The sequence below is a fragment of the Neorhizobium huautlense genome, assembly GCF_030811685.1.
GTDB lineage: Bacteria > Pseudomonadota > Alphaproteobacteria > Rhizobiales > Rhizobiaceae > Neorhizobium > Neorhizobium huautlense_A.
On record NZ_JAUSRF010000001.1, the window covers coordinates 201,142 to 215,507 of the forward strand.

The following is a 14,366-nucleotide window of genomic DNA, read 5'->3' on the forward strand; positions in this document are numbered from 1 at the left end:
TCAAGGGCCCGGCGCGTCTTCTCCCGTTGACGGGCGGCTACTGGAGGGCACCGGTGCGCCTTGCCGACATCGGGCAACCCTTGCAGGTTCTGGCACATGTGCGCGGCACATAGGCTCCCGCACCGGGAACGCGCTGAAGCCCGTCGCGCTCCTTCGTGTTTTCGGGAAGCTTGACCTCGTCGGCGAGACCCAGGGCCATGAGAGCCTGGATGAAGGTCCAGCCGAGATCGATCTGGCCGCGTTCCAGACCGAGGCGTGCCGATTGCGGAAAGGCGTGGTGGTTGCTGTGAAAGGCTTCACCAAAAGTGACCAGCCCGAAGGCGGGCAGATTGTAGCCCTGCACCGCAACGCCATCGACGCTCCAACCCTGATGGCCGCGACGATGCGCAAAATGACCGATCAACCAATGGCCGGTGAGCGAAACCGAGACGCGCACCGCGATCCCCCAGACCAGCCAGCTCCAGCCGCCGATGGCAAAGAAAAGCACCGCCCATGGCAGTTGCTGGGCCATCCATGTCCGTTCCAGAAACTGATAGAAACGATCATCGCGCACGCTCTTCTCGATGACGAAAGCAGGCGGGTGACGCAGTTTCACGGCGCAATGCATCTGCCACCAGGCATCGACGAAAAACGAACGGCGATGCGCATGCAGGGGGTGACAATCGCTCTGGCGCTGTGCCCAATCGCGAATATCATGCGCATGGATCATGCCGAACGGCCCGGCCATGCCCACAAGCGTGCCGAGATAGACGAGAATGTATTCGACCGTTCGGCTGGTCTGGAACGAGCGGTGAATAAGCAGACGATGCATGCCGACCGAATGACCGGCGCAGATGGTGATCGCCGTGGTGACGACGAACAGCGCAAAGGCATCCCAACTGAAGGTCAAAGGGCCAAGCACCAATGCGGCCAGCGTCATCAGGCCGGTCCAGATCGATTTCGAAGGCACCCAGATCACCTTGCCATCGACGGCGCTGCTGCGCGGGCCGGAAATCATGCGTTCGGTGGATAGGGTCTGGTTCGCCATGCTTGCCATTGTCGCCTCCGGGTTTCGCGCCGCCCTGGCTCGCCAATCCGCGTCCCGGGAAACATTTAATCAATAAGCTAAATGTTTATTGCATAGACTTAGATATTTAGGCAAGTGACTAATCGTAGAATGTTCGAAAGCATTCACAGCCGTGCGTGAACAAAAGAGCTTGGGGGAATCCTCGGCGCGAACGGCTGTATCAACCGGCCTGCGAAAACTGCAGCGTGAAGGCCACATCGCGCATCCATGTCCGGAAGCGCCCGCTGAGCGCACCGGGCGCCCGCAAGCGCCGTCGATTTTGCATATCAGGCAATACGCAATGACAGCCGTCAATCCGCTTGAAATACAATGATTGGCATGCTAACTAATGCCTATACATCATTAGCACACTAATTATCAGTCCGTCAGATGAAACGTTCCGAAGCCCAATCCGAATTTCTGGAAGCCCTGACCAAGGCCAGCCGCAAGATCCGCACTGCCTTCAACCAGCGCGTGACGGCGCATGGCCTGACGTATCCGCGCGCCCGCGCCTTGTGGCGGCTGGCGGAAAAGCCGGACATGGCGCAGGCAGAGCTTGCCTTCGAGCTGGAGCTGGAACAGGCCACCATGGTGCGCCTTCTAGACCGGATGGAGGAACATGGCCTGATCGAACGTCGCCCCTCTCCCAATGACAGGCGTGTCAAGCTGATCGCGCTGACCCCGCATGGCGAGGAACAGGCCACCATGGTGCGCTCGATCGCCAACCAGATGCGGCAGGAAGTGTTTGCCGATATCGACATGGACGACCTGCGCGGGCTGACGCAGCTTTTGCACGCCGTAAGCGGTCGCGTTGCCGATCTGGAGAGCCTCCATGTCCCCGCGTGAAACAGCTGCCCGTCTGAGCGCGGAGGCAACAACAAACGACGTGCCCGCCAGGATGGAAGCCGGCGAGGCGAAGGAAGAGACCGAGCTAGCCTCGCAGGCAGAAAAGCCTGCCGCCCTCTCAGTGTCCGGGCCCGCTTCATCAGCCGCACCGTCTCCGGCCGCGCCGCCCCCATTCATCCCCAAACCGCCGCTGATCGCGCTTGGCTACATGCTGGCCTCCACCATAGTTGCCCTGACGCAGGGGCTTGGCCTTTCCTTCCTGACGGTCAACCTGCAGCAGGTGGCAGGGCCGCTAGGCGTGACCACCAACGAAGCCGCATGGCTGATGGCGGCCTATGTGTTTCCCAATGCCAGCCTCGGCCTGTTCCTGTTCAAGATCCGCATGCAATATGGCATCCGCAATTTCGCGGAGATCGCCATCGTCATCTACGTTCTGGTGTCGATCGCGCATCTGTGGGCGAATGATTTCAGCTCGGCGATGATCTTGCGCTTCTTTGCCGGTGCCGCCGCCGCACCGCTGTCGTCGCTTGCCTTTCTCTACATGATCGAGGTGTTTCCGCCGCAGCAGAAGCTCAGCATCGGCCAGGCGCTGGCGCTGACGGCGATCGCACTGCCGACGCCGGTGGCCGGCCTGCTCTCGCCCGGCCTGTTCGACCTCGGCGACTGGTCGACCCTCAACATGCTGGAACTCGGCCTGTCGCTGATCTCGCTCGCCTTCATCTATCTCCTGCCGCTCACCTCGCCCCCGCGCATGAAGGTGATGCAGTGGATGGATTATGTCTCGTTCACCTTCCTCGCCATCTGCATGGGCTGTTTTGCCGCCGCGCTGACACTCGGCCGGCTCTACTGGTGGACGGAAGCGCCCTGGCTGGGCTGGATGATGGCCGTGGGCGTTGCATCGGGCATGATCTGCGCGATCATCGAACTCAACCGCCGCAACCACCTGATCGACATCCGCTGGATCACATCGAAGGAGATCATCCATTTTGCCGGCATCCTGCTTCTGTTCCGCATTCTCCTGTCGGAACAATCGAGCGGCGCCATCAACATGTTCCGACAGCTGGGCCTTCTGAACGACCAGCTGCAAGGCCTCTACTGGGTGATCCTTGTCGGCTCGCTCGGTGCCGGCGCCTTCTGCGCATGGCTGTCACGACCGGGACGCGCAGAGATCATCCATGCGATCTCGCTGCTGCTGCTCGCCATCGGCAGTTACATGGACAGCCAGTCGACCGTGCTGACCCGGCCCGAACAGATGTATTTCAGTCAGTTTCTGGTGAGTTTTGCCATGGGCCTGTTCCTGCCGCCCGCCATGGCTGTCGGTTTTGCGGCGGCGCTGCAACGCGGTCTCGTTTATATCCTCAGCTTTCTGGCGGTGTTTCTCGCCACCCAGAAGGTCGGCGGTTATCTCGGCAGCGCACTGTTCGGCTCCTTCGTGACATGGCGCGAACAGTTCCACTCCTTCCGCATCATCTCGCGACTGAACCCGACCGACCCGATGCTGACGGCGCGACTGCAGCAATATGGCGCCGCCTTCGCCAGGGTGACGCAGGACGGCAATCTGCGCAGCATACAGGGCGCCAGCCAACTGTCGAAACTGATCCAGCAACAGGCCTATGTGCTGGCTTACAACGATGCCTTCCTGCTGACCTCGCTGATGTCGCTCGCCGCCCTCGGATGCCTTTGCCTGCACATGGCGTGGCGACACCGACACGCGCTTTTCAAGCCGCGCGAGGCGAAAACGCCCGTCGCCGTGAATTCCTGATTTCAAAGACAACACACCCAAGAAGAACAAGACAATGAACGCCCTCCGCTCGCTTGCCACATACGTGGCCCTTCTCATCGGTGCAGCCGGTATTCTGGTGATCCTCTATACCTGGCAGCTGCCACCCTTCCACAATTCGGTGGAAACCACCAATGACGCCTATGTGCGCGGTCAGGTGACGCTGCTCAGCCCGCAGCTGGCCGGTTATCTCGTGGAAGTGCCGGTGCAGGATTACCAGAAGGTCAAGGCCGGCGACCTGATCGCCCGCATCGACGACCGCATCTTCACCCAGAAGCTGGAACAGGCGAAGGCAACAGAAGCGCAGGCGGAAGCAGCGCTGGACAATTCGCAGCAGAGCCAGAAGACGGCCGAAGCCAAGATCGTTTCCGCCAAGGCAGCCGTCGAAAGCGCGCAGGCCGTGCTGGATGCCGCCCGCATGGCAAACGACCGCACCGAGGCGCTTCTGGAAAAGAACATTGCCAGTCAGAGCGAGGCGGAAAAGAACCGCGCCACCTATAATCAGGCCGTCGCCGCCCTGCATCAGGCACAGGCTGCCGAACAGGTGGCAGAACAGGATCTCAATACCGTGATCGTCAGCCGCCGCTCGCTGGAAGCGACCGTCGAAGGCGCCAAGGCCGCCGTGGAACTGGCGGACATCGACCTGCAGAACACCCGCATCACCGCGCCGCAGGACGGCACGCTGGGTGAGGTTTCCGGTCGTCTCGGCCAGTATGTTTCGGCCGGCACGCAGCTGACATCCGTCGTGCCCGACCACACATGGGTGGTTGCCAATTTCAAGGAAACCCAGCTTGCCGGCATGGTTGTCGGCCAGAAGGTGACATTTACCGTCGATGCATTGGGCCATCGCAGCTTTACCGGCCGTATCGAGCGTTTTGCGCCGGCGACCGGTTCCGAATTCACCATCATCAAGGCCGACAATGCCACCGGCAACTTTACCAAGGTGGCGCAGCGCGTGCCGGTGCGGGTGGCAATCGATGGCCAGCAGTCACTCACCGAAAAGCTTGTTCCCGGCATGTCTGTGATCGCCAGCGTGGACGTTGCCCAGACTGGCACGGACGTGGCGAGCGCCGCAAACTGATCCACCGCAGCGCATGAAGAAGCCCCGCACCGGTTTGCCGATGCGGGGCTTTTTATAGGTCAGCCATCAGTGTGAGGCGTGGGCGGAACCGCCCTTGCGGGCGGGATCGCGGGTATGGTGGCTGTCTCGCTCACCACCGCCACCGGAGACCCTGCTCTTGGTGCGGACCTCGCCATCGGCCGGCGGTTTGTTGATCTCGAGCGGCGCCTTGGCGTTCTGTTTCGAAGAACCCGGGCCGCCCTGTCGAATACTGGCGGGAGTTTTGGTCGATGTGCTCATCGTAACCTCCTCTCGAAATGGTTTTACCGGTCCTGCTGGTAACCCTGGTGGGTGGTGTTCACCTTGGTATTGCCCTGCTGGCCCTGTTTGGCCGGATCACCGACGGACTTTGCTTCCACATGCCGCAGATCGGAATGGGTCTGTTCGCCCGCTCCCTTGTGGCTGAGGTTTTCGTCGGGTGTCGGGGGAAGTCTGCTACCCATGAGGGGCCTCCTTCTTCTTCAGGTTTACATGGGTCTAATCGGCAAGGCGGACCAATGTTCCGGTTTTTCTCGACCAAAAGCAGAAGGGCCGGACATTGCTGCCCGGCCCTTCCCATGTTTCACGGTAGCATTTGGCCGATCAGGCCGCGCGCCTTCCATATTGCCCGGCAGGAGCTGCCTGCTGCATTTCGAAGCGTGACAGAAGCGACGACAGGCGGGCGCTTTCATCGGCCAGACCGGCACCCGCCGCATTCATTTCCTCGACCATGGCGGCATTCTGCTGAGTGACCTGATCCATGTGGTTGACCGAGGTGTTGATCTCGGTGAGGCCCGATGCCTGTTCGCGGGCGCCGACGGCGATCGCATCCATATGCTGGTTGATGGCCGAAACCAGATCGGCGATTTCCTTCAGGCCGTTGCCTGTGTCGTTGACCAAAGTGACGCCTTGCGTGACGGCCGCTTCCGAATTGCCGATCAGCGTCCTGATTTCCTTGGCAGCGTTGGCGGAGCGTTGAGCAAGTTCACGCACTTCCTGCGCCACGACAGCAAATCCCTTGCCGGCCTCGCCCGCACGGGCGGCTTCGACACCAGCGTTGAGGGCCAGAAGATTGGTCTGGAAGGCGATATCGTTGATGACACCGATGATCTGGCCGATCTGGGACGATGCCGTCTCGATCTTGCCCATGGCATCGATGGCATTGGCGACGACCGCACTGGACGTGCCGGCGCGGGTGCTGGCATGGCGGACCATTTCGCGGGCTTCGGCAGCACGCTCGGACGTCTGCTTGACGTTGGTGGTGACCTCTTCGAGTGCGGCCGCTGTTTCTTCCAGCGAAGCCGCCTGCTGTTCGGTGCGCTTGGCCAGCTGGTCGGAGGCAGACGAAATTTCGCCGCTGCCGCTACGGACCGTCAATGCCGACTTGGCAACACCTTCCAGTGCCTCGCGCAGGTGATGGACGGAACTGTTGAAATCGTGGCGAAGGGCTTCAAACTGTTCGGAGAAGACCTCATTGATTTCGCATTGCAAGTCCCCGGCGGCCAGACGGCGAAGGCCGGTGGCGAGACCCGAGGTTGCCTGTGTGAGGCGCTCTTCGGCTTCGCTTTCGGCGCGCTTCTGGAAGGCGATGCGGTCTGCTTCCGCCGCTTCGCGCGAACGCACGGCCTCGGCTTCCAGTTCGCGATTGTGCACGGATGCCTCGCGGAAAACCTCGACGGCGCGGGCCATGTCGCCGATTTCGTCCTTGCGGGCGGCGCCGGCGATCGTGACCGACAGATCACCGGCCGCGAGTTTGCGCATCGCACCGGTCAGCGCCGTGATCGGGTTGGCGATACGGAAGATGATGGTGGAAAAACCGACGATCGAAAGCGCCAGTGCCAGCAACGTGGCGATACCGTAAACGAGGATAGACCGAAGCGATGCTGCATTGTTGGCGGCGGTAATCGCCGTCATTTCCTTGAGCGACGCCGACGCGATATCGGCAAGCGAAGCCTGGGCCGGGCCGGCGGGCTTGCGCCAGTCATCGACATTCATGGCAAACGGCTGGCCGGCCTGGAACTGTTTCAGGGCAGCGGCCTTCTGTTCGGCATAGGCGCCGGAGAAATAGCTGTTCTGGGCAACCTTGTGCAGGTCGCGAATGGCGACCGGCGTGGTGTCGCTGGCAACGATCTGCGAGATCACGTCCCAGGCGAGGAAGACGCGGGCATCCTGCACGGCGACTTCGGCAAGCTTTTCAGCCGAAAGCGGCTGCTTGGAAATGATGGCGCCGACGATTGAGGAATTGGCGGTGCCGAGCTGCGTGCGCGAGGTCCAGGCCAGCGAGCGCAACTGCGTGAACATGATCATGGCCGGGCCGCGGGCATTGATGACCGCTTCGACCTGATAGGAGGCCTTTTCGAGATCGACCAGCATCTGGTCGGCAAGGGTCAGCGCGCTCTTGCCGATGCCGGCGTCACGATCCTTGACCGGCAGGGCGAGTGCGGCATCCATTTTCGGCCGCAGGTCCAGCCATTTGGCATAGTTTTCGAGAACGGGGCCCAGGCTGGTTTTCAGGCTTGCCGGTTCGACCGTGTCGATCACCGACTTGGCATCCTTGAAAGCTGCATCGAGATCGCGGCGTCCGTCCTCTATGTTCTTTCGGGTGGAGGCCATGTCGGCCGGCTCCAGCTTGACCGCAGAATTGATGGCGCCGCGCTCGCCGCGCATGCCGAGCAGCGCATCGAACAGCGCCTTGTCCAGCGAGGCGAGCCCAGCCAGCTGGCTTGACGTGCGCTGCGCCTCGACCTGGCGCAGCAACTGCTGCCCCATCAGGCCCATGACCGTGAGACTGAGAACCGCGAAGACGGCAACCAGAATGTTGCGAACCGAAAGTTTCATTGCAATGCCCCCATAGGGACCGGTGTGCATTGCAATTCCCGTTGCGCACGCCGATCCGATATCCTCCGCGCGACCGTGCCGATCTCGCATTGCAAAATGAATGTTCAATATTGACTAAATTTCCCCTAATGATTTTATGGCTGAAATCGCATTTTTGGGCAAATTATATTGTGCGTCGCAGCATTTTTACTTGAGACGCGGCAATACACGAGCAAACGCCTTCGCATCGAGCAAAACATCGATAGTTGAAATACTGACGATCCACGGAAACGCTCAGCCGAACCGGCGAAGCGCCTCGGCGAACAGGTCGGCATCGACATTGCCGCCGGATGTGACGGCGATCACTGTGTCACCCTTCACCTCATCCTTGCGGAACAGGGCAGCGGCCAGTGCCACGGCCGCACCGGGTTCGACAACGATCTTCAGACGCGTGAAAGCCAGCACCATTGCCTTCAGCGCTTCATCATCGCTGACCACAAGGCCGGGGCCGCACAGGCGGGACGTGATCGGAAAGGTGACGTTGCCCGGCGCCGGCGTGAGGATGGCATCGCAGATGGAGCCGCCCAGGGCGGGATTGCGTTCTATCCGGCCGGAGACAAGCGAGCGGGTGGTATCGTCGAACCCCTGCGGCTCGCAGGGGCGCACCCGAAAACCGGGCGCATCGGCCTCCAGCGCCAGCGCGATACCGGAGGTGAGGCCGCCACCGCCGCAGGGCACCAGAACCTCGGCGCGGGCGATGCCCTCCTCCTTTGCCTGTTCGGCGATTTCCAGCCCGACCGTGCCCTGACCGGCCACCACGTGAATGTCATCGAAGGGGCGGACAAGGGTGAGATTGCGCTCGGTGGAAAGACGCTCGCCGATGGCGTCACGATCTTCCTTCTGCCGGTCGTAAAGCACGACTTCGGCGCCGTAGGCGCGGGTATTTTCAATCTTCAGCCTTGGCGCATCCGCCGGCATGATGATCACGGCCGGCACGCCGTGCATGCGCGCCGCCAGCGCCACGCCCTGCGCGTGGTTGCCGGAGGAAAAGGCGAGGATGCCCCTTGCCCGCGTCGCCTCGTCCAGAACCGAAATGGCCGACCATGCGCCGCGAAACTTGAAGGAACCGGTGAGCTGCAGGCATTCCGGCTTCACGAACAGGCGACGGCCGGCGATCTCATCCAGAAACGGCGAGGACAGCAAGGGCGTGCGACGGGCATGGTTGCCGATCCGGTCACGGGCGGCTCTGATCATTGCGATATCGGACATGAAATTCCCCGGCGCGTTTTATGGCTCAAGAACCGGTGCGGACGCACCGTTCCTGCAATCTTGCGGCTTGCGCCACGACTGGCAAGCCCGCAAGCGCGATCACGCGGAAAAAATCAGTCGAGGCTGTGGTAACGCCGGCGGAAATAGACGAGCGCCTCATCGTCGTCCGCGCCGGTCTGCATGCCGAGCACCTGGCAGAACAGCACATGATGCGTGCCGCTGGCGACAGCGCTTTCGATACGGCAATCGAAGGAGACGAGCGCATCTTTCAGAACCGGTGCGCCGGTATCTCCCGTTTCCCATTCGCCGGCGGCAAAACGTTCCGCCTGCGGCGTGGAGCCGCCAAAAGCACGTGAGATGTTTTCCTGCGCCGATGTCAGTGTATTGACGCAGAGCACGTCGTTTTTCTCGAACAGGCCGGCAACCGAACTTGCCCGGTTGAGACAGACGAGCAGGGTCGGCGGCGTATCGGTGACGCTGGTGACGGCGGAGGCGGTGAAACCGGCACGGCCGGCGGGACCATCGGTGGTGACCACATGCACGGCAGCTGCGAGACGCGACATGGCATCGCGAAAGGCCAGTCTTGCGGTTTCGGCATCCTCTTGCGGTGTCATTGCCACTCCAAATCCCATTCCAATGCCCGCGCCCGGCCAGCCATCCGTGGCCACGGCGCGATGCTCATACCTACCGTCCGTGGCGGAAATCGCAATAGCGCCCGGACAGTCTCTGCGGATGACTTGCCGTCCGTTCGGTTCTGCGCATACTCGCCATTCACGGAACTGCGTCGGCATGGCCGACGCCGCCGATACCGGCACCGCATGAGGGACAACATGACTGATTTTCGTAAGCGTTGCGTTGCACATGATCGTCTGGTCGGCATTTTCTGCGCCATTCCACATCCGGTCGCGATCGAGGTTTCGGCGGCAGCCGGACCCGACTTCCTCTGCATCGACTGGGAACATGCGCAGATCAGCCGCGAGCGCATCGAGGATCTGATCCGCGCCGCCGATGTTCGGCAGGTGCCGGCCATGGTGCGGGTGCCGGGACACGCCTCGGAATGGACGGCGGCCGTGCTGGATGCGGGAGCGGCCGGCGTTCTGGTGCCGCGCATTTCCAATGCCGAACAGGCGCGTGCGGCGGTGAAGGCAACGCGTTTTCCGCCGATCGGCGAGCGCGGACTCGGTCCGGGTCGCGCCACCTCCTACGGTTATCACATTCCCGATTATCTGGCCGCTGCCAATGAGCGGCTGGTGCTGGCCATTCAGGTGGAAACGGCGGAGGGGCTTGAAAACATCGACGAGATCGTCGCCGTCGACGGGATAGATGTCATCTTTGTCGGCCCGTCCGATCTCGCAGCATCGCTTGGCGCCACCAAACCCGCCGATGCCGATCGACTGGATGCGGCGATCGTGACCATTGCCAAGGCGACGCGAAACGCCGGCAAAGTGGCAGGCATCTTTCGCCCGAACACGGCGGATGTCGGCAAATGGGCCGATGCGGGCATGAGCTTCTTCATTCTGGGCAGCGATACGCGTTATCTTGGCGCCGGCATTGCGGCAGGCATGGAAGCTGGTCGAAAGGCTTAAGCGGAACCGAACACGGACCAGCCGGTGCGGGCAGCGAACATTTCCAGCGCCAGCGATCCGAGCAGCGAATTGCCGTTGTGATTGAGGCCCGGCGACCAGACGGTGACCGCCGCCTTGCCGGGGGCGACGGCCAAGATGCCGCCGCCGACACCGCTCTTGCCGGGTAAGCCCACACGATAGGCGAATTCGCCGGAGCCGTCATAATGGCCGCAGGTCAGCATCAGCGCATTGATGCGGCGGGCGCGCTGGCTGGAGACGACGGAATGGCCGGTGAGCGGATTGCTGCCGCCGGCCGCCAGAAACAGGCCGGCATGGGCGAGCTGCGTGCAGGTCATGGCGAGCGCGCAGTGGTGGAAATAAACGCCGAGCACATGTTCGACCGGATGCGTGAGTTTTCCGAAGGCGCGCATGAAATTGGCAAGGGCGGCATTGCGGAACCCGGTCGCCTCTTCCGATTTCGCCACGGCCGGATCGATGACGATGGTTTCGTCATCGGCCAGATAGCGCACGAAACGGACGATTTCGCCGATCGCCTCGCGTGGCGTGTGGCCGGCCAGAACCAGATCGCTGACGGCGATCGCACCGGCATTGATGAAGGGATTGCGCGGTTTACCGCCTTCGTTTTCCAGCTGGACGATGGAGTTGAAGGCCGAGCCGGAAGGTTCGCGGCCGACGCGGTTCCAGGTCGTCTCGCCATGTTTGCCGAGCGCCATGGTGAGCGTGAAAACCTTTGAAATACTCTGGATGGAAAACGGCTCGTCGCAATCGCCGACCTTGTGGACTGCGCCATCCACCGTGATCAGCGACATGCCGAATTTTTTCGGATCGATATGGGCAAGCTGAGGGATGTAATCGGCAACCTTGCCTTCGCCCAGACGCGGGGCCAGCTCCGCGTGGATATCATCCAGGATCGCCTGCAGATCTGCCATGAAACGCTTCCCCGTTTTCTTAACCCGTGCCGCTGATATCAGCCGGGTCTTATGAAGCCGTTATTGTCCGAATGCCGTTCGTTGCGCAACCGCTCCAGCACGATCGGCGCATCCGATCTGCCGGGTTTGCGCATTTGCAGGACGTTTTGAGAACGGTGTTGCCGCGCCGCCGCCTTACATTCTGCAAGTGTCACCATCGCCAAGCCAATGTGCCGACGACAAAATTCGCTGCAGGGTTCAAAAACCTGTTTCCATTCCGGCAAAGCCATCGATATGGTCCGCCGCCAACACAGACCGGGTGCGTTGCAGCAAAGCGCGCATCCAGCGAACGAGGAATTGATCCATGAGCAGCTACGTCCTGACCGTGTCCTGCCCCACCAGCCGCGGCATTGTTGCGGCGATTTCCGGCTATCTGGCGGACAAGGGCTGCAACATTGTCGATTCATCCCAGTTCGACGATCTGGATGCGAAACGCTTTTTCATGCGTGTCAGCTTCATTTCGGAAGAAGGCATCGATCGCGACGGGTTGCTGGCGGGTTTTGCGCCGGTTGCTGAAAAATTCGAGATGGAAGCGGAGATTTTCGACGCCGCCGAGCGCATGAAAGTGCTGCTGATGGTGTCGCGTTTCGGCCATTGCCTGAACGATCTTCTCTACCGCTCCAAGATCGGTGCACTCCCGATCGATATCGTCGGCGTGGTCTCCAACCATTTCGACTACCAGAAGCTGGTCGTGAACCACGACATTCCCTTCCACCACATCAAGGTGACGAAGGAAAACAAGCCGCAGGCCGAAGCACAGCTGATGGAGATCGTCGAAAATTCCGGCACCGAGCTGGTGGTTCTCGCCCGCTACATGCAGGTTCTGTCCGACGCGCTCTGCAAGAAGATGTCGGGGCGGATCATCAATATCCACCACTCCTTCCTGCCGAGCTTCAAGGGTGCCAACCCTTACAAGCAGGCCTACCAGCGCGGCGTGAAACTGATCGGCGCGACGGCGCATTACGTGACGGCGGATCTCGACGAAGGCCCGATCATCGAACAGGACACGGTTCGCGTCACGCATGCGCAGAGCCCGGAAGATTACGTGTCACTCGGCCGCGACGTGGAGGCGCAGGTTCTGGCGCGTGCCATCCATGCACATATCCATCACCGGGTATTCATCAACGGCAACCGCACGATTGTCTTCCCGCCGAGCCCGGGCAGCTACGCTTCCGAGCGCATGGGCTGAAACAAATCACTTGAGAATATGAGCACTCATTGGAAAATGCTCGTATTTCCCCTTCAAATTCGCTATGGATGACATCTTGAGGCCATGCAATTATAGATTGCATGGCCTTTTGATTCCGGCGGTTAAAATTTGGTTAAGCATTGAATGGAATGGCGTTTTGTCCTGCGCACCAACGTGATACCACTGCGTGACCAGAGAGGGAAAACCGGTCGTGTCTGACGAATCAATGCCCGCATCGCCGCGTTTTTTACGCGCCATGCCGACGTTGCCCCTGTGGCTGACGGGCATTTTTCTGGTGGCCATCATCACGGTCACCGGCCTCATTCTTCTCGAAAACTACAAGAGTTCGCTCGCCGCCGGCGAGGCCCGTGCCAGATCCTCCGCCCATGTGGTGGCAGCCCATGTGGAATGGATGATGGAGGCGAGCAACCAGGCGCTGCGTCGCGTCGATTCCGCGCTTGGCGACAAACCCATCGACAGCCCGGAAAACACGCTGGCCAATATCGCCGAGGCGGTGGGCGACCTACCGGCTGGATTCGAATATTCCGTTTTCGATGCCAATGGCCTGCAGCGTTTTTCCAGCATTCCGAATGCGGCACCGCTCAATCACGGCGGGCGTGGTTATTTCGAGCGTTTGCGCAGCGGCGAACCGATCGCGATCTCGCGCCTGTTCGAAGACGAGCGCACCTCAAAACCGGCCTTCATGATCGCCCGCCGCATTACCCGCAATGCGGAATTCCGCGGCGTTGCGACGATCGCCATTCCGAACGAGACCATGGACCGCTTCTGGGCATCCATGGGGCTGGGTCCGCATTCCACGGTCTCCGCCGTACGCGACGACGGCTGGCTGGTGGCGCGCCGCCCGGTGTCCGACAAGGCGGTCGATCTGAGCACGACCGAATGGTATCCGATGACGCGTACGGCGGATTCCGGCGTCTACCACAGTCCGATCTCACCGATCGACGGCCGCTCGCGCATCGTCGGCTTCTGGAAGGTGACCGGCTGGCCGCTGATTTCGCTGGCCGCCATCGACCGGCAGGAAGTGCTCGACCAGTTCTGGAGCAATGTCTGGTCCGATGCGCTGTTTGCCATACCGCTGATGGTGGTGCTGGTTCTGGCATCACTGTGGATCACCCGGCTACTCTATCGTTATGCCGCCCGCAACGAAGAGCTTGAGCAGGCGCTGGAGCGCAACCGCTTTCTGCTGCGCGAAATCCACCACCGTGTGAAAAACAATCTTCAGGCCGTGCTGGCGCTGGTGCGGCTGCAGCCCTTGCCGCAGGAAGCCCGCAACGACATGACCCGCCGCGTCGGCGCGATGATTGCCGTGCATGAACAGATTTATCAGCGCGACCAGTATGAGCGCGTGGACGTGGCGGCTTACGCCGAAAAGCTGATCCGGGACGTGGCCTCGGCCTATGATACGCCGGTGACGCTGGATCTCGACCTGCAGGCGGTGACCGTCGATCGCGAACAGGCGCTGCCGATCGGCATGATCGTCAACGAAGTGGTGTCGAACGCATTCAAATATGCCTTTGCCGGCCGACCGTCGGGCCGATTGACCGTCTCACTGAAGCAACAGGGCGAGGAATTCAGTCTGAGCATCCGCGATGACGGCCCCGGTTTGGTCAACGAGGCGGAAAGACGCGTCGGCATGGGTAGCAAGCTGATCGGCAGTTTTGTGAAACAGCTGCATGGACGCCATACGCTTCGCAACGATAACGGCGCGGTTTTCGAAATGACGGCGCCGCAATCGGTGTGACGCGA

At 61.2% G+C, this 14,366-nt stretch carries 14 protein-coding genes; 6 read left to right on the plus strand and 8 right to left on the minus strand.

Translation table 11 applies throughout. The features are described from left to right. Positions 1 to 37: 37 nt before the first annotated feature. Positions 38 to 1,036, minus strand: coding sequence for an acyl-CoA desaturase (locus tag J2T09_RS00865; protein WP_306830057.1), 999 nt, complete (start codon positions 1,034 to 1,036; stop codon positions 38 to 40). Between the two features lie 399 nt (positions 1,037 to 1,435). Between J2T09_RS00865 and J2T09_RS00870 the strand changes: the two genes are divergently transcribed. Genes J2T09_RS00870 through J2T09_RS00880 form a run of 3 tightly spaced genes read left to right on the plus strand, consistent with a single transcriptional unit; the run spans position 1,436 to position 4,752 of the window. Beyond that, the gene (locus J2T09_RS00870) at positions 1,436 to 1,891 is read left to right on the plus strand and encodes a MarR family winged helix-turn-helix transcriptional regulator (protein WP_306830059.1); all 456 of its coding nucleotides are present in this window, start codon (positions 1,436 to 1,438) and stop codon (positions 1,889 to 1,891) included. Further along, positions 1,878 to 3,653, plus strand: a complete 1,776-nt coding sequence (locus tag J2T09_RS00875) for an MFS transporter (RefSeq protein WP_306830061.1) — start codon at positions 1,878 to 1,880, stop codon at positions 3,651 to 3,653. The genes J2T09_RS00870 and J2T09_RS00875 overlap by 14 nt, the downstream gene beginning before the upstream one ends. A 34-nt stretch (positions 3,654 to 3,687) precedes the next feature. Then, complete coding sequence (locus tag J2T09_RS00880; protein WP_306830063.1) at positions 3,688 to 4,752, plus strand: HlyD family secretion protein; 1,065 nt, start codon at positions 3,688 to 3,690, stop codon at positions 4,750 to 4,752. A 66-nt stretch (positions 4,753 to 4,818) separates the two neighbouring features. Here J2T09_RS00880 and J2T09_RS00885 read toward each other — a convergent pair whose 3' ends face one another. The 5 genes from J2T09_RS00885 to J2T09_RS00905 all read right to left on the minus strand — a co-directional run bounded on the left by J2T09_RS00885 (position 4,819) and on the right by J2T09_RS00905 (position 9,470). After that, positions 4,819 to 5,031 carry a hypothetical protein gene (locus J2T09_RS00885; RefSeq protein WP_306830066.1) on the minus strand — a complete coding sequence of 71 codons (213 nt, stop codon included), beginning with the start codon at positions 5,029 to 5,031 and terminating at the stop codon, positions 4,819 to 4,821. 23 nt (positions 5,032 to 5,054) lie between these two features. Further along, positions 5,055 to 5,234, minus strand: coding sequence for a hypothetical protein (locus J2T09_RS00890; RefSeq protein WP_153352605.1), 180 nt, complete (start codon positions 5,232 to 5,234; stop codon positions 5,055 to 5,057). A 139-nt stretch (positions 5,235 to 5,373) separates the two neighbouring features. Further along, complete coding sequence (locus tag J2T09_RS00895; RefSeq protein ID WP_306830073.1) at positions 5,374 to 7,608, minus strand: methyl-accepting chemotaxis protein; 2,235 nt, start codon at positions 7,606 to 7,608, stop codon at positions 5,374 to 5,376. Between the two features lie 273 nt (positions 7,609 to 7,881). Then, positions 7,882 to 8,856, minus strand: coding sequence for a threonine ammonia-lyase (locus tag J2T09_RS00900; protein ID WP_306830076.1), 975 nt, complete (start codon positions 8,854 to 8,856; stop codon positions 7,882 to 7,884). A gap of 113 nt (positions 8,857 to 8,969) precedes the next feature. Continuing rightward, a complete protein-coding gene (locus tag J2T09_RS00905; protein WP_306830078.1) occupies positions 8,970 to 9,470 on the minus strand; it encodes a flavin reductase in 501 nt (166 codons plus the stop codon). 216 nt (positions 9,471 to 9,686) lie between these two features. On the opposite strand from J2T09_RS00905, the gene J2T09_RS00910 reads away from it, so the two are divergent. Beyond that, entirely contained in the window at positions 9,687 to 10,442 is a 756-nt protein-coding gene (locus J2T09_RS00910; protein ID WP_306830080.1) for an HpcH/HpaI aldolase family protein, read from the plus strand. Here J2T09_RS00910 and J2T09_RS00915 read toward each other — a convergent pair. Both J2T09_RS00915 and J2T09_RS00920 read right to left on the minus strand, forming a co-directional pair. Continuing rightward, positions 10,439 to 11,371 (minus strand): glutaminase, encoded by a 933-nt coding sequence (locus J2T09_RS00915; RefSeq protein WP_306830082.1) that lies wholly within the window; start codon positions 11,369 to 11,371, stop codon positions 10,439 to 10,441. The genes J2T09_RS00910 and J2T09_RS00915 overlap by 4 nt on opposite strands. Before the next feature lie 38 nt (positions 11,372 to 11,409). Next, the gene (locus J2T09_RS00920; RefSeq protein ID WP_306830083.1) at positions 11,410 to 11,640 is read right to left on the minus strand and encodes a hypothetical protein; all 231 of its coding nucleotides are present in this window, start codon (positions 11,638 to 11,640) and stop codon (positions 11,410 to 11,412) included. Between the two features lie 74 nt (positions 11,641 to 11,714). Between J2T09_RS00920 and purU the strand changes: the two genes are divergently transcribed. Both purU and J2T09_RS00930 read left to right on the plus strand, forming a co-directional pair. Then, positions 11,715 to 12,599 carry a formyltetrahydrofolate deformylase gene (purU, locus tag J2T09_RS00925; RefSeq protein WP_306830087.1) on the plus strand — a complete coding sequence of 295 codons (885 nt, stop codon included), beginning with the start codon at positions 11,715 to 11,717 and terminating at the stop codon, positions 12,597 to 12,599. Between the two features lie 211 nt (positions 12,600 to 12,810). After that, positions 12,811 to 14,361, plus strand: a complete 1,551-nt coding sequence (locus tag J2T09_RS00930; RefSeq protein ID WP_306830089.1) for a sensor histidine kinase — start codon at positions 12,811 to 12,813, stop codon at positions 14,359 to 14,361. Positions 14,362 to 14,366 lie beyond the last annotated feature (5 nt).